The sequence below is a fragment of the Pseudofrankia coriaricola genome, from assembly GCF_032027725.1.
Lineage (GTDB): Bacteria > Actinomycetota > Actinomycetes > Frankiales > Frankiaceae > Pseudofrankia.
Genome location: NZ_JASNFO010000008.1, coordinates 54,975 through 77,610 on the forward strand (window position 1 = coordinate 54,975; position 22,636 = coordinate 77,610).

Annotated in this window: 19 protein-coding genes and 1 pseudogene; 4 read left to right on the plus strand and 16 right to left on the minus strand. The window is 69.0% G+C overall.

All coding sequences use genetic code 11. The features are described from left to right. Window positions 1-166 precede the first annotated feature (166 nt). From QOZ89_RS06725 to QOZ89_RS06740, 4 genes are all read right to left on the minus strand, one after another. Window positions 167-1,186, minus strand: coding sequence for a nuclear transport factor 2-like protein (locus QOZ89_RS06725; RefSeq protein WP_312623316.1), 1,020 nt, complete (start codon window positions 1,184-1,186; stop codon window positions 167-169). Between the two features lie 337 nt (window positions 1,187-1,523). Further along, window positions 1,524-1,874, minus strand: a complete 351-nt coding sequence (locus QOZ89_RS06730) for a YciI family protein (protein ID WP_071046496.1) — start codon at window positions 1,872-1,874, stop codon at window positions 1,524-1,526. Window positions 1,875-2,216: 342 nt separating this feature from the next. After that, the gene (locus QOZ89_RS06735; protein WP_071046497.1) at window positions 2,217-2,693 is read right to left on the minus strand and encodes a VOC family protein; all 477 of its coding nucleotides are present in this window, start codon (window positions 2,691-2,693) and stop codon (window positions 2,217-2,219) included. Between the two features lie 395 nt (window positions 2,694-3,088). Further along, the gene (locus QOZ89_RS06740) at window positions 3,089-4,039 is read right to left on the minus strand and encodes an NADP-dependent oxidoreductase (RefSeq protein WP_312623317.1); all 951 of its coding nucleotides are present in this window, start codon (window positions 4,037-4,039) and stop codon (window positions 3,089-3,091) included. A 184-nt stretch (window positions 4,040-4,223) separates the two neighbouring features. Here QOZ89_RS06740 and QOZ89_RS06745 point away from each other — a divergent pair, with 184 nt between their 5' ends. Next, window positions 4,224-4,715, plus strand: coding sequence for a MarR family winged helix-turn-helix transcriptional regulator (locus QOZ89_RS06745; RefSeq protein WP_116271396.1), 492 nt, complete (start codon window positions 4,224-4,226; stop codon window positions 4,713-4,715). 503 nt (window positions 4,716-5,218) lie between these two features. Here QOZ89_RS06745 and QOZ89_RS06750 read toward each other — a convergent pair. The 3 genes from QOZ89_RS06750 to QOZ89_RS06760 all read right to left on the minus strand — a co-directional run bounded on the left by QOZ89_RS06750 (window position 5,219) and on the right by QOZ89_RS06760 (window position 10,436). After that, window positions 5,219-5,833, minus strand: coding sequence for an FAD-dependent monooxygenase (locus tag QOZ89_RS06750; protein ID WP_274536485.1), 615 nt, complete (start codon window positions 5,831-5,833; stop codon window positions 5,219-5,221). A gap of 76 nt (window positions 5,834-5,909) precedes the next feature. Beyond that, window positions 5,910-8,213 (minus strand): FxSxx-COOH system tetratricopeptide repeat protein, encoded by a 2,304-nt coding sequence (fxsT, locus tag QOZ89_RS06755; RefSeq protein WP_312623318.1) that lies wholly within the window; start codon window positions 8,211-8,213, stop codon window positions 5,910-5,912. A gap of 99 nt (window positions 8,214-8,312) precedes the next feature. Next, window positions 8,313-10,436 (minus strand): WD40 repeat domain-containing serine/threonine protein kinase, encoded by a 2,124-nt coding sequence (locus QOZ89_RS06760; RefSeq protein WP_312623319.1) that lies wholly within the window; start codon window positions 10,434-10,436, stop codon window positions 8,313-8,315. 407 nt (window positions 10,437-10,843) lie between these two features. Between QOZ89_RS06760 and QOZ89_RS06765 the strand changes: the two genes are divergently transcribed. Further along, a complete protein-coding gene (locus QOZ89_RS06765; RefSeq protein ID WP_071046509.1) occupies window positions 10,844-12,097 on the plus strand; it encodes a glycoside hydrolase family 53 protein in 1,254 nt (417 codons plus the stop codon). Here the strand turns inward: QOZ89_RS06765 and QOZ89_RS06770 are convergent. The 6 genes and pseudogenes from QOZ89_RS06770 to QOZ89_RS06795 all read right to left on the minus strand — a co-directional run bounded on the left by QOZ89_RS06770 (window position 12,081) and on the right by QOZ89_RS06795 (window position 19,401). Beyond that, the gene (locus tag QOZ89_RS06770; protein WP_241841455.1) at window positions 12,081-13,538 is read right to left on the minus strand and encodes a UDP-glucose dehydrogenase family protein; all 1,458 of its coding nucleotides are present in this window, start codon (window positions 13,536-13,538) and stop codon (window positions 12,081-12,083) included. The two genes, QOZ89_RS06765 and QOZ89_RS06770, sit on opposite strands and share 17 nt — an antisense overlap. Then, complete coding sequence (gene galE, locus QOZ89_RS06775) at window positions 13,535-14,560, minus strand: UDP-glucose 4-epimerase GalE (RefSeq protein ID WP_312623321.1); 1,026 nt, start codon at window positions 14,558-14,560, stop codon at window positions 13,535-13,537. Before galE ends, QOZ89_RS06770 begins: the two co-directional genes overlap by 4 nt. Before the next feature lie 148 nt (window positions 14,561-14,708). Beyond that, window positions 14,709-16,496 (minus strand): glycosyltransferase family 2 protein, encoded by a 1,788-nt coding sequence (locus QOZ89_RS06780; protein WP_241841449.1) that lies wholly within the window; start codon window positions 16,494-16,496, stop codon window positions 14,709-14,711. Window positions 16,497-16,684: 188 nt separating this feature from the next. Then, window positions 16,685-17,644: a UDP-glucuronic acid decarboxylase family protein gene (locus QOZ89_RS06785; RefSeq protein ID WP_071046511.1), complete on the minus strand. Its 960-nt coding sequence runs from the start codon at window positions 17,642-17,644 to the stop codon at window positions 16,685-16,687. A 739-nt stretch (window positions 17,645-18,383) separates the two neighbouring features. Beyond that, window positions 18,384-18,643, minus strand: a pseudogene (locus QOZ89_RS06790) (DDE-type integrase/transposase/recombinase); the annotation flags it as partial. A 299-nt stretch (window positions 18,644-18,942) separates the two neighbouring features. Then, the gene (locus tag QOZ89_RS06795) at window positions 18,943-19,401 is read right to left on the minus strand and encodes a hypothetical protein (protein WP_071046512.1); all 459 of its coding nucleotides are present in this window, start codon (window positions 19,399-19,401) and stop codon (window positions 18,943-18,945) included. Between QOZ89_RS06795 and QOZ89_RS06800 the strand changes: the two genes are divergently transcribed. Then, complete coding sequence (locus QOZ89_RS06800) at window positions 19,385-19,678, plus strand: hypothetical protein (RefSeq protein ID WP_071046514.1); 294 nt, start codon at window positions 19,385-19,387, stop codon at window positions 19,676-19,678. The genes QOZ89_RS06795 and QOZ89_RS06800 overlap by 17 nt on opposite strands. 338 nt (window positions 19,679-20,016) lie before the next feature. Here QOZ89_RS06800 and QOZ89_RS06805 read toward each other — a convergent pair whose 3' ends face one another. Further along, window positions 20,017-20,499 (minus strand): SRPBCC domain-containing protein, encoded by a 483-nt coding sequence (locus QOZ89_RS06805; protein WP_071046516.1) that lies wholly within the window; start codon window positions 20,497-20,499, stop codon window positions 20,017-20,019. Next, window positions 20,496-20,816, minus strand: coding sequence for an ArsR/SmtB family transcription factor (locus QOZ89_RS06810; protein ID WP_198543036.1), 321 nt, complete (start codon window positions 20,814-20,816; stop codon window positions 20,496-20,498). Before QOZ89_RS06810 ends, QOZ89_RS06805 begins: the two co-directional genes overlap by 4 nt. A gap of 473 nt (window positions 20,817-21,289) precedes the next feature. On the opposite strand from QOZ89_RS06810, the gene QOZ89_RS06815 reads away from it, so the two are divergent. Further along, window positions 21,290-21,805 (plus strand): hypothetical protein, encoded by a 516-nt coding sequence (locus QOZ89_RS06815; protein ID WP_241841450.1) that lies wholly within the window; start codon window positions 21,290-21,292, stop codon window positions 21,803-21,805. A gap of 311 nt (window positions 21,806-22,116) precedes the next feature. On the opposite strand, the gene QOZ89_RS06820 is transcribed toward QOZ89_RS06815, so the two are convergent. Next, the gene (locus QOZ89_RS06820) at window positions 22,117-22,587 is read right to left on the minus strand and encodes a hypothetical protein (protein ID WP_071046517.1); all 471 of its coding nucleotides are present in this window, start codon (window positions 22,585-22,587) and stop codon (window positions 22,117-22,119) included. Window positions 22,588-22,636 lie beyond the last annotated feature (49 nt).

Genomic DNA, 22,636 nt, shown 5'->3' on the forward strand with positions numbered 1-22,636 from the left:
AACTCAGCCACCGGGGTTGACCTGCGGTTTTACGCGGCTCGCTCGTATTCGTTACCGGCTCCGACTCCTACCGCTTGGCCATGCACGTCAGAAGCAGCACGCTGTCGAAGCGGCCTGACCTGCACCGCTGTGACGCCCGTCGCCGACCGACGACGGGCGCCATCACTTATTGTTCGATCGTCGTGCGGGCCAATGAGATCAACGTGGAGTCGTCCACGAGCGAGCCGTCCCACATGGCGGTGAGGCGGGTAATCCTGCCCCAGCCATCCAGTTCAAGGGCGACGACACCTCGGGGAACAGCGCTGTTGGACGCCGTCCATTCATAACCCCCTCCCACCGCGCTGCCGACGACGTGGCGAACAGCCGTACCACCACCGGCGTAGGGCAGCAGAGAGATGGCCTTGGTCAGATAGGTACCAATGCTTCGTGGGCCGACAATATGCAGGTGTGCTGGCATGTCCTCGAAGATGGCGCCGGGCGCAAAGAGCTCCGCGGCGCTGGCGCCGTCGCCATTGCGCAGGGCCTGCGCAAGCTTGGATGCGACGTCCCTCATGGCGGGCGCCGCGGTTTCTCCGACAGTGGATTCTCCGAAGTCCGTTGGGGACCCAGTCGAGTATGCCGCGAGGGCCGCCTCGTTTGCTATGCCGAAATGCCGGCCATCCCAGTAGTCGATCTGCCGGGTAATCTTATGATCGCGGAAGTTGATAATGCCCACCGCGCGGATTTCGGAAGGCCCGAACAGGCCCGCGGTGTCGGTGAAGAACACGACGGCGCTGGTCGCATCGCCCAGGATCCGCGTGGGGTACGACTTGCCGTCGCTGGGCCAATTGGACATGAACTGGGACAATGAAGCCCGCAGGGAGTCCCAGTTGTAGAAGCCCGCGCCCACGACCGCATCGATGTAGGTAATGAGATCGCGCGAAAAGAAGGACATCCATCCGTCTAGGTCCTGCGCACTCTTGCTTGTGAGATAGCGCCGGACCAGCGCGGCTACCTCCGCGGTGGCGTGCGAGGAGTCGATGACAACATCGACGCCGGGGAACACGAGCCCGTTGCCGGCGTCGGCGGCCGACGCGCTTCCGGGGGCAAGCAGGGAGGCCGTGGCAATACCGGTTCCGCCGAGCACGGCTCCACGCAGCAGCGTACGTCGTGTCGTCTGGTTCGTTTCTTGAACGTTGCGTTCCATCACATGCCTTTCGAATTGTGCGACCTGCGACTGCGCTTTGCGCACCGCCCAGGGCGCCAAATGCCGAGATACTTGCGCCCGCAAGCAACAAACTAGCCCGGCCCGCTCAGGTAAATGAATCCGTTTGTCGCAAAGCCGCGGGCCATTTGAAATGAAGCTAGCTGACGACCTTCCAGTCGTCTCCATCCGGCGCCCACACGCGGCGGCGATCCAGCCGATCACGTGGCACGGTCGGCCGGCCCTTCAACTGTCCCGCAGGTCCAACCGTTGGAATACCGCCGTCGACAACGCGGCGCCGCCGCGCGCGGACGGGGCCGGGCCGATGAGCCTCTCCCTGTCAAGCCATGGTCTCGGCCACCGAGCGAGGGGGGAGGCCTGGGCCGGCAACGATCATCTCGGCCGGGACGACCCACGGCGCGCAGCGTGCCTCGAACCGGCCCGCGAGCACGCTCGGGTTCGTCGCCCATAGTTCCTCGCTGGTCGCGGCGTCGCAGAGCATGATCGCGAAGCCGCGGACGTTCTCGTCAGTGCCGCGTGACGGGCCGGCGGCGAGCAGCAGGCCCCGCGAGTGCAGGTCGGCCATGTTCGCAAGGTGCGCGTCTCGGACACGCAGCTCCTCCTCGGGGGCCAGCGGCCGGAAGCCGTCCGGGCGCACGAAGGTGACGAGCGTGTAGCTGGCGAGCTTCATCGGGCGACCACCAGCGGGGCTCCGGTCTCGACGAACGTCTTCAGCCCGCTCAGCACGAACATCCAGCCCGGGCTCGCCTGGGCTGTCCTCGCCGAGGTCGCTGTCATGGGTCCTCCTGCAGTGCTCGGGCAAGCGCGGACAATATTGTCATCAGCCAGGCTCATGGGACCACGTGAGGGTCATCTTCTAGGGACCACTTTGCGGCTAGTGCCCCGCGATGCAGCTCCCCCTTTGTCTATTTGCTGACGATCAAAGCTGTGACCAGCGCAGATAACTTGAGTGACGTCAAAAGTCATCCAGAATCACGACTGCTCGTCGACGGCCAGCGGTGAAAGCCCGGGGCTAGAGGCGAAGTGGGCGAATCGGGGCGCCTACCAGAGTCGGGTCGGTCTTCCAGTCGACGCCGGGGACGTCGATGTACAGCTCGATCTCGTTCCCGTCCGGGTCGTGGATGTAGAGGCTGTGGGTGATGGTGTGGTCGGACGCGCCGGCGATCGTCACACCGGCCGTGGTGATGTGGGCGAGTGTCTCGCGCAGTTCGTCGTCGCTGTCGCCGACTTTCAGCCCGAAGTGGTACATCCCGACGCGGCGTCCGGCTGGAATCGGCTTTGCGTTCTCGCCTACCTCGATGAGCAGCAGCTCGTGGTGTGTCCTCTGGCCGGCCGAGAACGCCGCGGCCGGGATGCGGCTCGAAGCCGACGCCGACGCTGTGGGGTCGGGCAGGATCTGGCGCCAGCCCAGCACGTCCCGGTAGAAGGCGGCCGACCGGTCGACGTCCCTCACGTACAGGACAAGGTGTCCGAGCTCCTTGATTTCCATGTCAGTCTCCCGATAGCCCGAGGGGCCTAGTGAGCCGTTTACCAGCGGATTGAGAGAAATGGGCGCGCCGTGCGCTGACATCCGTGGTTGCCGGGAATCCGCCCTAGCTAGGAAGCTGTCGCGCTCGTGCCCGACCCGGTGGCAGATGCTGACAGGACGGTCGGGACCAGGCACCTTCGCTGTCCGTGCTGGAAACATCTGCGACCCCGTCCGGGGGGGGGGGCGCCGGGGGGGGGGGGCGGGGGGGGGGGGGGGGGGGGGGGGGCGGGGCGCGGGCACCCGGGGGGGTCCCGGGCGTTTTGGGGGGGGGGGGGGCCCCGCGGGGCTCCGCCGGTCGGTTCGGTGTGCGTCCGCGCGGGCGTTCCTGTGAGTGGTAATGGGCGGGGCGTGTCCTGTCAGTCGCCGATCTCGATGACGATCTTTCCGCGGGCGGTGCCGCTGGCGAGGGTGGCTAGCCCGTCGGTGGCCTTCTCGAGGGGCAGGACGGTGGTGACGTCGACTTTGAGGGTGCCGGCGGCGGCTTGGTCGGCGAGCTGCGCGACGACCTCGCGGAGGGGGGCGGCCATGACGCTGGTGCCGGTCAGGCCGACGGCGGCGAGGGCCTGCTCGTCGGCGGCGGCGCCCAGGGTGCTGGCGACCTTGCCGCCCTTGCGGACCACGTCGAGGGGCGCGCTGTCCGGGGTGTAGGCGACGAGGTCGATCAGGGCGTCGACACCGTCGGGGTACGCGGCGGCCACCTGCTCGGCGACCGGGCCGGCGGTGTAGTCGATGACGGTGGTCGCGCCCAGCGTGGTCAGCCGGTCGGTGTCGTCGGCGGTGCCGGTGGCGACGACGGTGACGCCGCGTGCGGCGAGCAGCTGGACGGCGTAGGAACCCACGCCGCCGCCGGCGCCGACGACGAGGACGGTCTGGCCCGGCTCGGGCTCGATGGCGTCGACGGCGGCCTTGGCGGCGGCCGCGGCGAGGGGAAGTGCCGCGGCGGTGGTGAAGTCGAGGCCGGCGGGCTTGTGGGTGACGGCGGCGGCGGGCAGCAGTGCGTACTCGGCGAGGGTGCCGGCCTGGATCGGTGGGGCCAGCAGCATGTGGCCGATCACCTCGTCGCCGACGGCGACGTGGTCGACGCCGGCTCCGACCGCCTCGACGATGCCGGCGGCGTCGCGGCCGAGGACGAGCGGGTACACGTGCGGGAGCATCTCGGCCATCATTCCGGCGGCCAGGGCGTTGTCGAGGGCGTTGAGACCGGCCGCCTTCACGCGGACCAGCACGGTGCCCTCAACGGCCCCGGGGACGGGCAGGTCGGACAGGCGGGGCTGCTCGCCCGCGGCCGGGACATTCAGTGCGCGCATGTGTGCTCCCTGGGGATCGGCATCGATGACGACACCGGCGATGGGTGCGCGTCGCGGCCCGACTCGCGGCCTCGGGCACCCAACTTTTGGATTGAACCTTCAACTCAAACCTAGGAGAGATCGCTTGATCTGTCAAGTGATCAACGGTCTTGGCTCGGTTGACACTTCAAGCTAGGATGATGGTGTGGACGTGCAGCAGCCGCGTTGGCTGACCGACGAGGAGATGCAGACCTGGCTGGCCCTGGCCAGCGTGCTGATCAGGCTCCCGGCGGCACTCGACGACCAGCTCCAGCGGGACGCCGGGATCAGCCACTTCGAGTACCAGGTGCTGGCGATGCTGTCCGGCGCACCCGAGCGCACCCTACGTATGAGCACCCTGGCCGTCTTCGCCAACGGATCGCTCTCCCGGCTCTCCCACGTGGCCGGGCGACTGGAGAAGGCAGGCTGGGTGCGCCGCACACCGGACCCCACCGACGGTCGCTACACCCTGGCCATCCTCACGGACGCGGGCTGGGAGAAAGTCGTCGCGACCGCCCCCGGGCACGTCGAAACAGTCCGCGCCCTGGTCTTCGATCCCCTCACCCGCCCGCAGCAGCGGCAGCTGGGCGACATCGGACGCCGCATCGCCCGCACCGTCGACCCCGGCGGCAGCCACCTCGACAGCTTCTCCAGCTGAGACGCCCGACCACACTGATCGCCAAGCCCTTCCCGCCTGGCGATCAGCGACCCCCGAGGAACTTCCCAGCGCCAGCCACCAGGCCACGGGCACCGCCGCTGTTCGACGACGGCCCGCGGCTGCCAGAACTATTCGGCTGGACCCGTCCCTACCGACACCGCGCCACGTCCTGATCATCTCCGCCACCGGGCGACCACCTCACCGAGCTTGTCCGCCCCGACGCACCCCCACCCAGGACTCAAACCGCCTCCTCGACCTCGGAGCTGTCTAGGGGGAGTGCCAAGTTAACGGCTCTGTCTCACTTCCGGTGGTGACACAACGTCAACTGGCGTCATGATCTGTCGTGGGTCGCGGAATCGTCTGGCCAGCTCCTGGCCGACAGCGCCGCAGATCTGCTCGCCATCTCGCCACGTATATGCGGGATGACCACACGAACCAGTCCCCGCCATGATCTCGACCCGAGACAGGCGTGTTCGCATTCATTTTCGGTTGCTCAGGCGAAATCAGTTGGCGGGCTTGCCGAACCAGCGGGAGAGGTGGTCGTCCAGGTCCTGCTGATCGTCGCCGATCCAGGCGACGTGGCCGTCGGGGCGTAGCAGGACGCACGGAACATCCAGTGCCGCGGTGGGATCCGCGAGGTAGTCGACCCGGTCTGACCAGCCGCCGACGGTCAGGCGTTCGGTGCGGTCCAGCAGCAGGCCGCGGCCGCGATGCAGCAGACCGTAGAGGTGGCCCTGTTTCACGTCGATGTCGCGCAGGCGGCGGCCGAGCAGGTCGGGGCCTTCGCCGAAGTCGTAGCGGATGCCGATCGCGGTGATCTTCTCGATCAGATAGCGGTTCACCTCGTCGAAGTCCATCAGTTCGGCGAGCAGCCTGCGCACGGCCTGCGGGCCCGGTTCGGTGGACAGCAGTTCCATCTGGGCGCGGGTGTTGTCCAGCACGTCCTCGGCGACCGGATGACGTTCGGCCTGGTAGGTGTCCAGCAGTGTTTCCGGCGCCCAGCCGCGGATCTGTGCGGCCAGTTTCCAGCCGAGGTTGAATGCGTCCTGAACGCCCAGGTTGAGGCCCTGTCCGCCGGTGGGTGGATGGACGTGTGCCGCATCGCCGGCCAGCAGCACCCGCCCGACCGATAACGTTCGGCTAGCCGGGTGGCATCCCCGAAGCGGGACAACCAGCGCGGGGAGTGCACATGGCTCACTCTGCTAGGAGTGTTCGGACGGACGTGCTGCGTGGGTGGTGCGGGCCGTAGACGGCTTCATTTGTCGCCAGTGCGCGGTGGAGCAGGGGATCTGCCTCGTCGGCTCGTTCCAGGTCACGCAGGACCTGGGCCAGCCTGGTCAGGATGACGGCCAGTGTCGGATGATCCGGGCCGTAGGTGGCCTCGTAGATGGCGAGGCCTCGTTGCGCGTGGGGCAGCGCCTCGGCGGCGCGTCCCAGGTCCTGCAGGGTCGCGGCCAGGACGGTCAGGTCGTCGGCGACGTCGGGGCTGTCGGGGCCGTAGGTGGCCTCGTCGATGGTGAGCGCCCGTTCGGCCAGCGGGAGTGCCTCGGCGGCGCGGTCCAGATCGCGCAATGTCTCCGCGAGGTTGAGCAGGTCGACGGCGAGGACAGGGTGATCCGGCCGATGAGCGGCTTCGTCGATCGCGAGTGCCCGGCGAAGCAACGGCAGTGCCTCGGCATTGCGGTCCTCGGATCCCAGAGCCTTCGCAAAGGAGACCAGGATGTTGGCAACAAACGGATGGTCCGGCCCGTGCGCGGCTTCGGTGATAGCCAGCGCCCTGCGCTGAAGGGGTAGAGCCTCGGCGGCCCGTCCCAGGGCCCGTAGCGCCTCCCCGATAGTCAACGTCGCGGCGACCACGTTTGGATGGTCCGGGCCGTGGAGGGCCTCGTCGATGGCCAGTGCTCGTTGCGCCAGCGGCAGCGCCTCCGCGAATTGGCCGTGTTCCAGCAGGTAGCCGGCCGTCAGATCGTAGAGGTAGGACATGGCGTCGGATCCGGTCGTCGGCGCGGGAGGAGAGGCGTCCGGGTCTGTGCCGGCGCGGGCCAGGACAGCCCGGACGTGTGGGAGCAGGGCCCGCCATCGGGGCCAGGCCTTCGGGTTGCGGCCGATGTCGTTCGGCAGGTCGGCGGACAGCAGATAGAGAAGGACGACGAGCCACTCGGTGCGGCGCGTGTCGGTCATCGACCGGCGGGTGGCTGCCTGGACCAGGCGGTGCACCGAGATAGCCGTCGCGTCGTGGCTCCTGCTGGCGAGGCTGTAGCCGATGAGTGTGCCCACGGTTCGGGTCCAGGCGAGCCGGTCCGCGGCGGCCTGGGCCAGCGGTCCGTCGCCGAGCAGGTCGGCGTGGCCGCTGATCAGGTCCAGCGGGAGCGGCTCCGGCGCGGACAGTGCCAGCAGCTGCAGCAGTTCGACCGCGGCCGGTTGGGCCTGAGCGACCTGGCGGGTGGACAGCTCCCAGAGTGTCTCGACGGTGACGTCGGCCCGTTCGACGACCTCGCCGAGCCCGAGGACGTCGTCGAGCCGCTCGGTCAGCAACTCGGCTATCTCGGACAGGGGGGTGCCGGTCTGCTCGCAGAACGCGGCGGCCTGCTCCACCGCGAGGGCGAGATCGCCGAGCAGGTCGGCGACCCGGTCCGCCTCTGCCGGATCCGCGCCCGGCAGATGTCCGGTCAGCAGTGCCACGGCCTCGGCCCGGGCCAGGGTGGGTACCTCGACCGTGTCGCCCAGCCCGCGCCAGCCCGTGCGTCGCGACGTCACCAGCACCCGGCCGCGCCCGTCGGTCGGGCGGAACGGGGCCACGGCGGCGGTCGACTCGGCGTTGTCGAGTATCAGCAGCCAGCGCAGGTTCCGGCGCGTCAGCTCCGCGAACACCGCCCCAGGCTCGGCGCCGGGTGTCAGACCCAGCCGTTCGCCCAGCTCGGCGAGATGGCCCGTCACGAACTCGGGGCGCTCTGCCGGGATCCACCACGTGACGTCGTAGCGTTCGCGGGCGCGGTGGGCGAACTCGATCGCGAGCGAGGTTTTGCCGACGCCGCCCATCCCGGCCAGCGCCACCACCGACTCGACCCCGGACCGGGCGTCCAGCTTCTCGGCGAGCTCGGCGAGCTGGTCGTCGCGGCCTACGAACCGTGCCAGCCGCGCCGGAACGTTCCACAACGCCCGTCGCGCCTGTGGCGCCCCGTCGACCGGCTGCTCCGAGGGGTGCATCGTGCTGTCGGCGAACAGCGGTTCGCCCGGATAGCGCGTACCCAGCACGGCTAGCAGCCGCGCCCGCCCATCCACCGCGACGCCGTCGGCGAGCAGGTCCGAGACCGCCGTCCAGAACGACCGCGGGTTCTGCGGGTTCCACGGCAGGTCCGCGCGGTGGATACCAGCCTCGGCGAGCACCTGCCGGGCCAAGCCCGGAGCGGCGAGCCGCTCGGCCAGCGCCTCGACCTGCGCGCGGCTCAGCCCCGCCTCCAACGCCACCCCCGACCGCCGCGACGACACGGACAGCACGATCTACCACACTCGCCGCCATCGTCGCACCGATCACGACCAGTCGGCACCGCCCGACACAATTACCGGACAGCCCGGCCCCACAACGCAACAGCCCGTTCAGGGCACGACCCAGAGCCGGATGGTGTGGTCGTAGCTGCCGGCGGCGAGGGTGTGGCCGTCCGGGGAGAACGCCACGGAGAGCACATAGCTGGTGGGCCCGGTGAGGGGTTGTCCGATGAGCGTCGGGCTGTCCAGATGGGTGACGTCCCACAGCCGGACGGTGTAGTCGTCGCACCCGACGGCGAGGGTGCGGCCGGTGCTGGAGAACGCTACGGAGGTCACCGGGCCGGTGGGGCCGGTCATAGGTGGGGCGAGGGGGGTGGGGCTGTCCGGGTGGGTGACGTCCCACAGCTGGGTGGTGTGGTCGTTGCTGCCGGCGGCGAGGGTGTGGCCGTCGGGGGAGAACGCCAGGGCCCTTACCCAGTCGGCGGCTCCCGTGAGGGGCCGCTCGAAGAGTGCGGGCCTGGCGGGGTCGGCGACGTTCCAGAGCCGGACCTGGTGGTCCTCGCCGCCGGCGGCGAGGGTACGGCCGTTGGGGGAGAACGCCACCGACCACACCGCGCCGACGGGTTCGGTGAGGGGCGTTCCAAGGGGCATGGGGCTGGCGGCGTTGGTGACGTTCCAGAGCTGGATGGCGCCGCTGCTGCTGACGGCGAGGGTGCGGCCGTCGGGGGAGAACGCCAGGGACCACACCGGGCCAGGGGCGCCGGTGAGGGGCTTCCCGAGGGGTGTGGGGCTGGCGGGGTTGGTGACGTTCCAGAGCCGGACGGTGGTGTCGTTGCTGCCGGCGGCGAGGGTGTGGCCGTCCGGGGAGAACGCCACGGAGGTCACCTTGTCGGTGGGGCCGGTGAGGGGCTTTCCAAGGGGCGTGGGCCGGCTAGGCATGGTGGTAGGAGCATGGGTGGTCGAGCTGGCGAGGGGTTGCGCGGCGGGGGCGGGGTGGCGGGTGGTGAGGACGGCCGCGGTGACCGCGGCGGCGACACCGAGCGCGGCGGTGGTGGCGATAGCGATGGCCGGCCCGCGGCGGAGAGGCCGCCGTCGCGGGTGGGGTGGTGCTGGGGGCTGCAGAGGTTGGGCGGTCGCATAGGGGGGCGCCAGCGGGCCGACCCGGGCGGGAGCCTCGTCCTCGACGCTGCCAGGCGTGGGCGCGGCGGCTTGAGGTAGGAGCGGGACCGGCCCGCGCGGTGGCGGGGCGATGTTGCTGCCCGCCGTCGCGGCGACTGGGCTGGGTGGGGTCGTCGGGCCAGGGGGCGTGTGGCCAGTGGTCGGAGGGGCGGTGACCCATGGGGGTGCGACCGGTGGCGGTGTGATCTGCGGGACCACGAACCGTGGGGGTGTGACCCGTGGGCCTGTGATCGTCGGGGTGTCGTTGGCTGGGGTGTGGAGGTGCTGGAGGACGTCGAGCAGGTCGTCGGCGGTGGGGCGGTCGGCGGGGTTCTTGGCCATCGCGCGGGCGACGAGGGGGCGCAGGTTGGCAGGGACGCCGGTGAGGTCGGGCTGGTCGTGGACGACGCGGAGCAGGATGCGCGGCAGCGAGGCGCCGTCGAACGGCGCGTGGCCGGCGGCGGCGTACGCCAGGACCGCGCCCCAGGCATGGATGTCGGCGGCCGTGGTGACCGGCTGGTCGAGGGCCTGCTCGGGGGCCATGAAGGCAGGGGTGCCGATTGCGCCCTGGGTCATCATGGTCGTCGCGTCTGGTGCCCGGGCGATGCCGAAGTCGATGACGCGGGCGCCGAACCGGGACAGCAGGATGTTGCTGGGCTTGAGGTCGCGGTGGATCACGCCAGCGGCGTGGATGGCGCGCAGGGCGGAAGCGACCGCGGTGGCGAGCCATTCGAGGTCGGCGGGGGGCAAGGGGCCGCGGTCGCGGACGGCGGCGGTAAGCGTCGGCCCTTCGATGTACTCGGTGACGAGGTAAGGCCGGGTGCCCGTGGTGGCGACGTCGAGGACCGGGGCCGTAAAGGACCGGGCGACGCGCTTCGCGGCCTCGGCCTCGCGCTGGAAGCGGCCGCGGAACTCGGGTACGCGGGCGAGGTCGGCGCGGATCGCCTTGACCGCGACGAGCGGCCCGGTACCGTCGCGCTGGGCGAGGTACACGGTGCCCATGCCGCCGTCGCCGAGCCGGCCGAGCACCTGGTATGGGCCGAACGTACGCGGGTCGGACTCGTCGAGCGGTTCCACGCCCGGCGGCACCTCAGCCACGCCACCCCCGGTCAGACAAAACCACACCCGCCTGGTCCTGCCCAGGGCAAGGGAGGATCTTCTCGGCAGGACTATACCGGCTACCCGGTTGTGAAACGCCCAACAGCCGTCGCCGTCTAGTGCGGCATTCCTCAGAGATCGAGCACAGGTATTCGGGTGGGTGGTGCCGGGCGTCCCCAGATCCATTGGATCCTTCGGCGAGGCCTCGACCTGGCCCGCACATGCAGACCGGCCGCTGACTGGCCAGGGCGCGATAGCTCGCTACTATGCCGCAAGCGTGATCTGAGGATGCGCGCGGGCCTTGCGTTCGTAACCGAGCCGGGCGTCCAGATCGACAAGGGGGGAACTGCTTGTACCGGAGCGGGCAAGTGGGTCCTCGGGGGAGCGTGAGTCCGTCCCTGTTCTCGCGGCGGCGCGGGAGTACGGCCGTCGGGGCGCTGATCGTCACGATGGCGGCCCTGTCGCTGACGGCGTGCGGCTCGTCTGAGTCGCCGCCACCGCCACCACCGCCGTCCACCGCGCTGGGCTCCCCCTCGCCGCAGATCCGCGGCGCCGACCTCTCCTTCACCCTGCTGGAGGAGAAGGCCGGCAACAAGGTTTCGGAGAACGGAAAGAAGGCGCCGATCGAACGGATCCTCGCGGACCACGGCGCCAACTACGTGCGTCTTCGGCTCTGGGTGGACCCAGCCAAGGGGTACAGCGGCAGCAAGGCGGACACGCTCAAGCTCGCCCGCCGGGCGGCCGACGCCGGGATGAAGATCTACCTGGATCTCCACTATTCGGACATCTGGGCAGACCCGACCTACCAGGCGATACCGGAGTCGTGGGACCACACGCGCCTCACGGTGCTTTCCGGCCAGGTGCGCGACTACACCCGCGACGTGCTCGAGGAGTTTGCGAGCCAAGGCACGCCCGTCGACATGGTCCAGCTTGGCAACGAGGTGTCGGCCGGCATCCTGTGGCCGCTCGGCAAGCTCGACGACAGCCTGCCAGGCGGCGGCTGGCCGGGCTTCCTCGCCCTGTTGCGGGCGGGCGCGGCCGGCGTGCACGACGCCGAGCTCTCCGGCCCCGCCGCCGGCCATCCGGTGCGCATCGCGATCCACACGGACCGCATCGACGACCCCGACGGCCTGCGCGGCTGGGTCGAGCATCTGCGGACGGGGAAGGTCCCGTTCGACCTGGTCTCGTTGTCGTACTACGCGTTCTGGCAAGGGCCGATGAGCAAACTCGGCGCCGCAATGGACGAGCTCGCGCGCGGCCTTGGCATCGATGTCCTCGTCACGGAGACCGCCTATCCGTGGACTCTGGAGGGCGGCAACCCGCTCCTTGGGATCGCGGAGGTGGCCAAGCTGCCGGAGGCGGATCACTTCCCCCCGACACCCGCCGGGCAGATAGCCTACTTTGAGGCGCTACGTACCCTTATCAGTCAGGTTCCGGACGGCCACGGACTTGGGTTCATCGATTGGGAGCCCGGCTGGCTGCCCGGCGTCGGCGCACATCCGGGGGAGGACTCCATCCTGGCAAACGTCACCATGTTCGACTACGAGGGCCGCATGCTTCCGGTGGTCGCCACAGCGTTCGCGCCGCCAGGCCGCGGCACACCGGGGACGCCCTCGGCCGCCGTCACGCCCGGAAGGTGACATCCTCCGTGAGCTGACGGGGAGCCGGAACGGCGACGGTGGCGTCGGCGGCTTCCGGTTTCGTTGGCCCACCCGCTGGCCGGCCCGGGGCCAGGTAGGTCCACCCGGCGCCTCGCCACCTGGCCGGGTCGAGGGCGTGTCGCCCGTCGATCACGGTTCGACGGGCGACCACCTCGGCGAGCGCCGCCGGATCGAGGTCGGCGAACTCGGCCCACTCGGTGAGCAGGACCGTGACGTCCGCGCCCTTCACGGCATTGGCGACCGATGTCGCGTACCCAAGCCGCGGGTTCGCCCGGCGCGCGTTCTCGACCGCCATCGGGTCGTAGACGGTGACGGCGGCCCCCTCGTCGGCGAGTAGGGCGGCGACCGCGAGCGCCGGCGAGTCCCGTACGTCGTCGGAGTTGGGCTTGAACGCGGCACCGAGGACGCTGACCACGCGGCCGGTCAGCGCCCCGCCGGCCGCCTGACGCGCAAGCTCGACGATTCGGTGGCGGCGACGGATGTTGATCTCGTCGACCTCGCGCAGGAAAGCGAGGCTTGCACCGACGCCGAGCTCCTCGGCCCGGGCGCGGAACGCGCGGATGTCCTTGGGCAGGCAGCCGCCGCCGAAGCCGACGCCGGGGCGCAGGAACTTCCCGCCGATCCGGTCGTCGAGTGACAGGGCGCGCGCGAGCGTCGTCACGTCCGCGTCGACCGCCTCGCAGACCTCGGCCATCGCGTTGATGTAGGAGATCTTGGTGGCCAGGAACGAGTTCGCGGCCACCTTGACCAGCTCGGCGGTGGCGAAGTCGGCGACGATCACCGGGGTGTCGTGGCGGTCGGTGATCGGCGCGTAGACCGCGCGCAGCGTCGCCTCGGCGCCGGGGGACGCGACGCCGAAGACGAGCCGGTCCGGGCGCAGCGTGTCGTCGACGGCGAAGCCCTCGCGCAGGAACTCGGGGTTCCAGGCGAGCTCGACGCCCAGGCCCGGCGCCTCGGCGGCCAGCCGCGCGGCGAGGTCCGCGGCGGTGCCCACAGGCACGGTGGACTTGCCGACCACCAGGCAGCGGCGCCGCAGGTGCGGCGCGAGTGCGCTCACCGCGCCGTGCAGGTAGGAGAGGTCCGCGCCCTGCCCGCCGGGCTGCTGCGGCGTGCCGACGCACAGGAAGTGCACGTCACCGAAGGCCGCGACCTCTTCGAACGAGGTGGTGAACCGCAGCCGGCCGGAGTCCAGGTTCGACCGCAGCAGCTCGTCGAGCCCCGGCTCGAAGAACGGGACCTCGCCCCGGGCCAGCCGGTCGATCTTCGCGGTGTCGACGTCGACCGCCAGCACCTCGAAGCCCAGCTCCGCCATGCAGACCGCGTGCGTGGCACCCAGGTAGCCGGTGCCGATCACGGTCAGCCGCGGTTGGCCGCCGCCAGCCCCGAACCGCCACTCGCCATCGCCATCCCCCGTCGTCACTGCTCTGTCCCCCCGCGGTCCGTTTCGGCGTAGCCGTTTGGGTTGTGGCGCTGGAAGTTCCAGGCGTCGCGGCACATGTCGGCCACGTCCCGGGTCGCCTTCCAGCCGAGCAGCTCGCGTGCGAGCGACGGGTCCGCGACGAGCTCGGCGACGTCGCCGGGACGGCGCGCGACCACCCGGCTCGGCAGCTCCCGCCCGCACGCCGCCGAGAAGGCGGTGAGGAGCTCGCGGACGGAGGTTCCGTGGCCGGTACCGAGGTTGATCACTCGATGGCCCGTGGCCTCGCCGAGCGCCTCCAGCGCGAGCCGGTGGCCCTCCGCGATGTCCACGACGTGGATGTAGTCGCGGATGCCCGTGCCGTCCGGCGTCGGGTAGTCGTCGCCGAAGATCGACAGCTCGGCCCGCCGGCCCACCGCCACCTGGGCGATGTAGGGCAGCACGTTGTTCGGGACGCCCCGCGGGTCCTCGCCCAGCAGGCCCGACGGGTGCGCGCCGGCCGGGTTGAAGTACCGCAGCGACGTGACTTGCCAGTCCGGGTGGCGCTGGCACACGTCGGCGAGGATCTGTTCGCACATCCACTTCGTCCGGGCGTACGGGTTCGTCGGCCGCGCCGGGGCGTCCTCCCGGATCGGCATCGACTCCGCCTCGCCGTAGATCGAACAGGACGAGGAGAACACAAGCCGGTTCACCCCGCGCTCGAGCATCACGGAGACGAGACCAAGCGTCGCGTTCACGTTGGTGTCGTAGTAGTCGAGCGGGATGTCGACCGACTCGCCCACGGCCTTCCTCGCCGCGAAGTGGACGACCGCGTCCACCGGCCGGCGACGCAGCAGCTCGTTCAGGCTCGTGCGGTCGCGCAGGTCCAGCTCGACGAACGTGAAACGCCCGTCCGCGAGCCGGTGAACCCGCTCGACGGCGCCCGGCGAGCTGTTCGCGAAGTTGTCGACACCGACGACATCGTGACCCGCGGCCATCAACTCGACGGCCGTGTGCGAACCGATGAAACCGGCCGCGCCGGTCACCAGGACCGTCTGTGCCGCGTTTGTGGAACGTTCCGGCGCGCTCAGCGGAAGACTCCTTCTCGGCAGGCGAGTGGGTTGACCTGGCGGCGTCGGTGGCCATCCAGGTCTAGCCGTCGCCGATATCGACTCAATATGGCATGTATCGCAGTTACCAGATTGCGAGCGCCTGGATGATGGGTCCCGACGACGCGACGGCGGTACCGAGGAACAGCACGCCGAGAAGGCCGGACACTAGGAGCGGACGAGCCTGCAGCGCCACGACGTTTGGCAGCGCGGTACCGGTGCGGTGCGCGGACCGGACCTCCTGGACAACTGTGATCACCAGTAGCAGCCAGAACAGGGCGGCGTCCTGAAGCCCAAAGAACAGGTAGCCTTGGGACGGGCCCCGGTGGTGCAGACCGAGGTAGAACCAGCAGCTCGCCAAGGCGATCAGGACCATGGCTATGTATGGGGTGAGCACCTGCATTGGGAATGGGCGGCCCGCGCCGTCGACCCCCTTTCTGGTGATCATGTAAGGCTTCTTGACGCGCAGCAGTACCTGGATGAAGGCGCTGAAGACGACGACCCAGCGCGCGACGTGCAGGACGACGCCTCGCCAGCTCAGGCGCAGTCCGGCGGGCACGTGCCATGGACGGCTCCAGTACCAGATCACCGTGGCCATGATGGCCATCCAGATGCTGCGAGACAGGAACTCCAGGTATCCCACATGGGCGACCGGGGTGTTCAGCAGCAGGGATAGCAGCGGTATGCAGAACAGCACCACCATCGACAGGGACCAGAACGTGTACCAGGTCTGGACAAAGAGGAACTGCACGGCCTGGCGAGGCCGATAGCGCCAGATCAGCCGCGGGGTGTGGAACAGCAGGACCTCGATCATCGAGTATGCCCACGCGAACTGCTGGGACAGGTAGGTCTCGAAGGTCTCGGGCCCACCACCCACCGCGAGAACGTCCGGGACGAACACCCCCTGGTAGCCCTTCGCGGCCAGGCACACCGTATCGAGATGGTCCTCCGCTCGCGTTGGCTGGAAGCCGCCGATGCCGCGGATAGCCGCCATATCGTAGGTGCAGTGGCTGCCGATGATGAACGGCGTGCGGGAGAACCCGAAGAAGCCCATCTGCAGCGGGCCCTGAAGGCCGAACTCCTGTTCCGAGGAGCCACGCGCTGTCCAGGTCAGATGGTTGCCGTAGACGCTGGGCGCCTGGACCCACTTCACCTGCCGGTCGACGAAGTAGCCGAGCACCCGGTCGAGGTAGGAGGGATCGGCCAGGTGATCAATGTCAAACTGCGTGAAATGTGAGTAGAGGTCGCCGTACGCGTCGAGCCAGCTGTTGACGTTCCCGGCTTTCGTTTTCGCCTTGAACGGCGGATTTGCCTGATTCCAGGCCGAGACCCTGTCCTTGCCCCAGGTCTCTTCGTCGTGCCGGCAGAAATAACGTACCCCGAGGCTTTGCGCCATGGCCGCGATCTCGGGCGAATGCTCCTTGTCGACCAGGATCCAACTGTCGTGCGGATACCGGATGCGAGTCATGGCCACGAGCTGGGCGCGGACGATGTCGAGTGACTCCGAACCAGGGACGGTAAGGCTGATCACCGCCACCCGCCCGATGACACCGGAATCCTCCGCCCGGCTGACCGGGATGGGCACGGGACGGCGCATGTATCCGAGGAAGAGCGCGTACATCGACGACAGTACCGTCGCCGAATAGAAGAGCGCGGCCGTCATGAGGACGAACAGCAGAGTGTTTCCGATGTGCTGTCGAGTCAGCCACCATTCCCAGAAGTACCCGTTCGCGGCCAGCCACAGGGCGACGATCAGCCAGTACTGGCACTGCTGCGGTCGGGTCATCACCTTGCGCAGCTCAACCGCGGCGCGACCGTCGACCGTGGGCGACCCGGGGTGTCCGCGCCGGTGGGCACCGGCTCGGTGCTTCATCGGTTTCTCCTCGGTCCGAATGCCAGTGTCAGCCATGCCGCGCGCTTCGTCCCGTCGCTGGGGTCGGATGAATGAGAGCCTCGATGGCGGGCCCGGCCGGGTGCCCATCCACCCGTCCATGAATCACCTCGTGCTGTCAGCCAGCGTCGCCGTCGTCTCTGATCGGGCAGCGGGACGCCGGTGGCGCATCACGCGGCCTGCGGTTGGCCGGCGCCGGCGAGCTCGCGCTCGAACCACGTGATGGTCCTGGCCAGCCCGTCGCCCACGGATACCCGCGGCTCCCAGCCGAGCCGCTGGCGGGCGAGCGTGATGTCCGGCTGGCGCACCGTCGGGTCGTCGACCGGGCGCGGGATGAACGTGATCGGGGCGTCCGAGCCGCACAGCTCGCGTACCAGCCGCGCCGTGTCGAGAATCGACAGCTCGTACGGGTTGCCGATGTTGACCGGGCCGGGGAGGTCCGACCAGAGCAGTCGAAGAATGCCCTCGATCAGGTCGTCGACGTAGCAGACGGAACGGGTCTGCGAGCCGTCGCCGGCGACGGTGATCGGCTCGCCGCGCAGCGCCTGGGAAATGAACGTCGGGATCGCCCGGCCGTCGTCGGCGCGCATGCGCGGGCCGTAGGTGTTGAAGATGCGCACGATCCCGGTGTTCACGCCGCGCGCGTTGCGGTAGGCCATGGTTAGCGCCTCGGCGAACCGCTTGGCCTCGTCGTACATGCTGCGTGGGCCGACGGGGTTGACGTTGCCCCAGTAGGTCTCCGGCTGCGGGTGCACCTTCGGGTCGCCGTAGGTCTCCGAGGTGGAGGCGAGCAGGAACCGCGCACCCTTCGCCTTCGCGAGCCCCAGCGCGTTGCGGGTGCCGGTCGAGCCGACCATCAGCGTCTCGATCGGCAGGCGGTAGTAGTCCACCGGGGACGCGGGCGAGGCGAAATGCAGCACCGCGTCGAGCGGTCCCGGCAGGTGCAGGTACTCGGTGACGTCCCGGTCGACGAGCCGGAAGCGGCGGTTGGTGAGCAGGTGCTCGACGTTCTCCGGCCGGCCGGTGACGAAGTTGTCGACGCAGATCACCTCCGCGCCGTCGGACAACAGCCGTTCACACAGATGGCTGCCCAGAAAGCCAGCACCACCAGTTATCGCGACGCGCGTCACGACCCCCCCGTTCTCGTTCGCCAGTCAGCTCTCGTTCGGACACGGCACCGGGAGAGAGCAAAACCCCAAGGAAGAAGATGAACATGCGGCCACGGCATGCGTTCGAACGTTGCGAGAAGGTAGATGTCTTGTTGCGCAAAAACATCGACTGCTCGCCGCCACGACAGTCCACCGACCATCGCGTCATTCCGGTTGCCAGCACGCGGATTATCCCCCCTCAGGTCAGGGTAGACGTACACCCGCTACCGGACAAATGTGACCGGTCTCGCCCGACGCAGGTAACCCCCAGTTACCAGCGTCAACAGGGCACGCCCTGTTGAAGGCGGCATCGCTAAGCCCGAATCCGTGCCAGTGCATATCGACGCCGTGATCAAACGATCACTCACGGGTAAGCATCGCTACCAAGTGTCGAGAATCTAGTGCCGACAGTAACGGTGAACGGTTTGTAGCTCGAGCGCCCATTCGTGCCACGCGGCCCGCGTGGATACGGCGATGTCGACCCTTTGACGGGTAGTGCCTCTGTACCTCTGTCAACCGGTTCCAGCCTCGGGGCTCACCGGGTTCCACCTCCCACTCGGGGTGATCACGCGCGGACGAGCCGCCCGCCGCCGGCGGCTCGGCGAGTTCGCACCGAGCCCGCCGGAGGATGGGTGGTGCTGGCGAGCAGCCAGACATCACGCAGGGGGAGTGCTGCGTTGTGGGGAGGCGCGCGTGCCGGACTCCCGCGGCGGTGTCGTCGAACAGCGCGAGCGAGTTCGGTAACGCGGTCGCCACGGGAAGCCGTGGGTCGGCGTCGACGGCGAGTTCGTAGTGGCCGCGGCGGATGTTCTGGACGAGTGCTTGTCCGGTGCTGATCGTCCGTGCGGAGCGTAGGCGTTTCAGGCCGCGCATCGGCCGGAGCCTGACTTTGGTTCGGCTGTGGTCTGATTCGATGCGGTTGTTCTCCCGGGCGGCGTCGATGTGGCAGGCCTCGGGTAGCAGCTCGTCGAGGATCCTCGGGTCCGCGCCAGTTTCGTGGTTTCCGTCGGCGTTATACGTCTGTCGTCGGTTCTGCCCGGGCGTCGGGTGACGGTCGCAGTCAACTGCACCAGGACAGCCATACCTGGCCCCACCCGGCCGGGCCGCAGATCACTTATCGATCACGTTCAGTTCGTGGTCCCCGGCCATTGAGCGTTCACCGCGGAGAACGTCGACGACGATCGTGGCTGTGGCGGAGTGCGGCGCCGAGTGGGGCGCCGGCGACGGCGGAGATCCACGCCTGGCTGACTCCGCAGCCCGCCGGACCACGCCGCCGGCGCTCACCGCTCGCTGGAAAGGCTGATCTCTTCTGTGCCATTCCACAGGGATGCGGTCACGCCTGGGGGCGCCTGTGCGAGGACTCCACGGACGGCGGCCAGTGCGGCGGGGAGGTCGTCGCGCACGACGACGTGCAGGCGGGTTTCGTCCCGCCCATCCGGGTACGTCGTACCGCCGTGGACGTCGACGTGCGCCAGCACGCCGGACCGCACGAGCCTTTTCAGGTCGGCCCTGATCGGGGCGGTCGGCCTGTGCTCATTGCTGATGGTGACGAGTCGGAGTTCGAGATCCCACCTGTGCAGGTGGTGCAGCGGGCTCGCGCCGTACCAGCGGGCGATGACCGTCCCGGGCGCGGCGCCGCTGCGCTGTCCGGCGGCGACGACGCGCTCGCCGACCTCAGGAAACTCGCGGCGGCGATGGCCCAGGAGTTGCGGGTGGAACAGGATGGTTCCGGCCGGCACCAAGGCCATGCTTATCGAGGTGGGGCCGCGCGCGTTCGGCGCCGTGGCCGGCGGACTGTCCGGACCGCTCGGCGCCGCCCTGGGCACGCTGGCGGGCTTCGGAGCCGAGGAGATCCTCCGCCAGGTAGGCGAACGGATCTGGGGCCTCGTGTTCGCCCAGTTGCCCTTCGTCAGCTCCCGAAAGCTGCTCACCCGTGCCGTCCGCGCGGACTGGGAAACGCACGCCACTCTCGACCGCACCCTGCGCACGATCTGGGAGACCCCTGCGGCCCCCTGAGGCGTCCAGGTCGCGGTTGAACGTAGCCGAGCCGCCGGTCGTCGCCGAGACCGCGAGGTGCGACAGCGCACAGAACTGCCATCGGAACCTGGTAAGTCAGCACTGCGCCTAATGACACCCAGCCTGGGAAACCCCCGGCAGCACGCCTCCGATTGGAAGATCAACAAGGGAACCTGCAGGCGTGCAGGTTCCCCGATGATCTAGCAATTCCCGGCGATCTTTAGCACTTCCCTGGCAATTGCTAGGTACAGCGCATCGAGGGCACGCCGGACCACGGGCAGACTCCCCGGCTGATCCTGGTCTCCCTGGATCCCGATCATCGGCCTGGAGGCTCGAGGCTAGCCTTCCTGTGTGGTGCCGCTCTCGGCGAGCTGGGCTAGCTGTTCGGTGACCGTGCCCCAGCCTTCCAGGAAGCCGAGCTCCTGGTGTCGGGCACGGGCGGCCGGGTCGCCGTGGCGGACGAGGATTCGGTAGTCGGTTCCGCTGGGATGATCTCGGAAGGTGATCTCGGCGGTCATGGGTACCGGCGCGGGTGTGGCGGGGCGCCAGGCGCTGTCGATCGCGTTCGTGAACACGATGCGTTCGAGTTCGTCGACGACCAGGAAACAGGCGTCGAGGTGTGGTGTGAACTCGGTGCTGTCGTCACTGAGCCGCGTCACGAACGCGCCGCCGGGACGGACCTCGAGGCGGTCGACGCGGCACAGCGTCGGGGCTGGAAGCCACCAGCGTTCGAGGCTGGCGGGGTCGGTCCAGGCCTTCCAGACGGCGGCGCGCGGCGCGCGGATGACGCGTTCGATCGAGAGGTCGAGTTCGAGGTTCATGCCTGTTCCTTCGGGGAGGTGACGAACTGGGTGAGACGGTCGGCGCGGTCCTCCCAGATGTGCCGCTGCTCGGCCAGCCAGTCCTCAAGCGGCGCGAGGCTGCCGTGGTTGAGTTCGCAGGTGCGGACCCGGCCGGACTTCACGGTGCGGATGAGGCCGTTCTTCTCGAGCGTGTGGACGTGCTTCATGAACGAGGGGAGGGCCATGGGGAAGGCGTCGGCGAGGTCGCTGACGGTCGCCGGCCCGTGGCCGAGGCGGCTGAGCACGGCGCGCCGGGTCGGATCCGCGAGGGCGCCGAGCAGTCCATCGAGCCGCACCGAATACTGTTCCACGTGGCTAAGTATCGCGCGCCGCGACACTTAGTGCAACGGCTAAGTTTCCATTCCGTCGGGATCCTCGCCGCGTCGGACCAGTCGCCCTTCGACTCGGTCCTTCCGTGAACGCACCGAGATCCGGCGGCCCCGGTAGTTCTCCACGAGGACGCCCATCACGCGCCCCCGGAGGTGCAGAGAAGATCCGTCCACTCGATCTTGCTGTTTGCGCTCACGAGGCACCCCGAACGATCAACCGGCGTGTTTGGGTTGGGTTCGACAGAAAGCGCTGATCTTCACCGAAAGATCTGCCCTGACGGCTGGACCGACCCCTGGAGGCGGTGTCGTGGTCGACGACGAGCACTTCGCTGACCTGGTGGCACGACACGTGGCCGCGATCCCAGGAGTCGTCGCCGTGGCCCTCGGGGGATCCCGCGCGCAGGGAGATCACGGGCCAAACAGCGATTGGGACTTCGGCCTTGTACTACCGGGGCCGGCTGAATCCGGACGACGTGCGGGCGCTGGGCTGGCAGGGGACGGTGTTCGCACCCGGCGAGTGGGGCGGCGGGGTAATGAACGGCGGAGCCTGGCTGACCGTTGACGGACGCCGTGTCGACCTGATCTACCGCGATCTCGACGAAGTTGAGCATCGGCTCGTCGAGACCGAGCAGGGTCGGTTCGTGGTCGAGCGGCTGCCGTTCTACCTGGCCGGCATCCCGACCTACGTTGTCTCCGGAGAACCCGCCATCTCCCGCGTCCTGATCGGCGATCTGCCCCGACCGGCGTTCCCACCCGCGCTGCGCAGCCAAGCCGCCCGGTTCTGGAACGAATCGGCGCGGCTCATCCTCGACTACGCGGAAACCAACTACGTTCCCCGCGGGGACGCCCTCAGCTGCGCGGGCGCGTTCGCTCGCGCCGTCATCGAGGCCGCCCACGGCCGCCTGGCCGCTGCTGGGCCCTCAACGAGAAACGCATCGTCGAGCGGGCCGGGCTGACGGAACTCATCCCACGCTTCGGCCAGCTCGGCGGCACCCCGCACGAGTTGCGTCACGCTCTGGAGGACATCCGCCACGCGCCGGCCCGAGCAGAGCCCTGAACCGTGATCGCTAGAGGAGAAAGTGCAGAGAAGAAACCGCCACCAGCGCAGCAGCGCGAAGCAGTAGCTGCGCACACTGCCCGCCGTATCGCCCCGAGCCACGAAGTCATGGAGGAAACTCGTGATCGGGTCGCCTGACCGAGCAGCGAAACCGCTGGTCACGGCCCCGGATCGAGTTCTGGCACGCTACACGGGTTCCGAACCGTCGATCTACGCAGGCCAGAACTGGATCAGGTACTGCTCTGTGCCATCGTCGATCTCGTACTTGTCCATGAACTGGCCCTGGGCTTCGTCGCGGCCCTTGGAGTAGGCGCGGCCGTGGTACTTGCCGAGCGGCCCGATGGTGATCCCGTCCTCCGACGCCGGACCCATGGTGACCGTGACCACAGCCAGTCGCCCTGTGGTGCACGTGAACTGGAAGTCGCTACTGATCTCCCAGGCGTCATCTTGCCGGCTCGGCGCCGTTTCCCAAGCCTCGATCCGCGCGGTGGCAACGTGGTACGCAGCGCCGCTCACGATGACGATCCAGTCAGCGCCGGTGCTGAGGAACTCGCCGTCCGCAGGGCCTTCGAGGTCCGGCGTCTCCTCCGCTTCGTAGAAGCCCTCGTCCTTGACGAAAAACTGCCGGTACTCGATGTCGACCTTCTCGTCCAGGACGGCCTGTGGCGCTGGATTGGCCATGGCTACGCACTCCGTATCGGTTTGCTGACTGGTGCGGCGTCGGACGCAG

Excerpts from the sequence above, each read along its gene's own strand:
- QOZ89_RS06780 (WP_241841449.1), bottom strand. The coding sequence starts at position 16,496 with ATGAAGCACCGAGCCGGTGCCCACCGGCGCGGACACCCCGGGTCGCCC.
- QOZ89_RS06725 (WP_312623316.1), bottom strand. The coding sequence starts at position 1,186 with ATGGAACGCAACGTTCAAGAAACGAACCAGACGACACGACGTACGCTG.
- QOZ89_RS06730 (WP_071046496.1), bottom strand. The coding sequence starts at position 1,874 with ATGAAGCTCGCCAGCTACACGCTCGTCACCTTCGTGCGCCCGGACGGC.
- QOZ89_RS06735 (WP_071046497.1), bottom strand. The coding sequence starts at position 2,693 with ATGGAAATCAAGGAGCTCGGACACCTTGTCCTGTACGTGAGGGACGTC.
- QOZ89_RS06820 (WP_071046517.1), bottom strand. The coding sequence starts at position 22,587 with ATGGCCAATCCAGCGCCACAGGCCGTCCTGGACGAGAAGGTCGACATC.
- QOZ89_RS06805 (WP_071046516.1), bottom strand. The coding sequence starts at position 20,499 with ATGAACCTCGAACTCGACCTCTCGATCGAACGCGTCATCCGCGCGCCG.
- QOZ89_RS06740 (WP_312623317.1), bottom strand. The coding sequence starts at position 4,039 with ATGCGCGCACTGAATGTCCCGGCCGCGGGCGAGCAGCCCCGCCTGTCC.
- QOZ89_RS06800 (WP_071046514.1), top strand. The coding sequence starts at position 19,385 with ATGGTTCCGGCCGGCACCAAGGCCATGCTTATCGAGGTGGGGCCGCGC.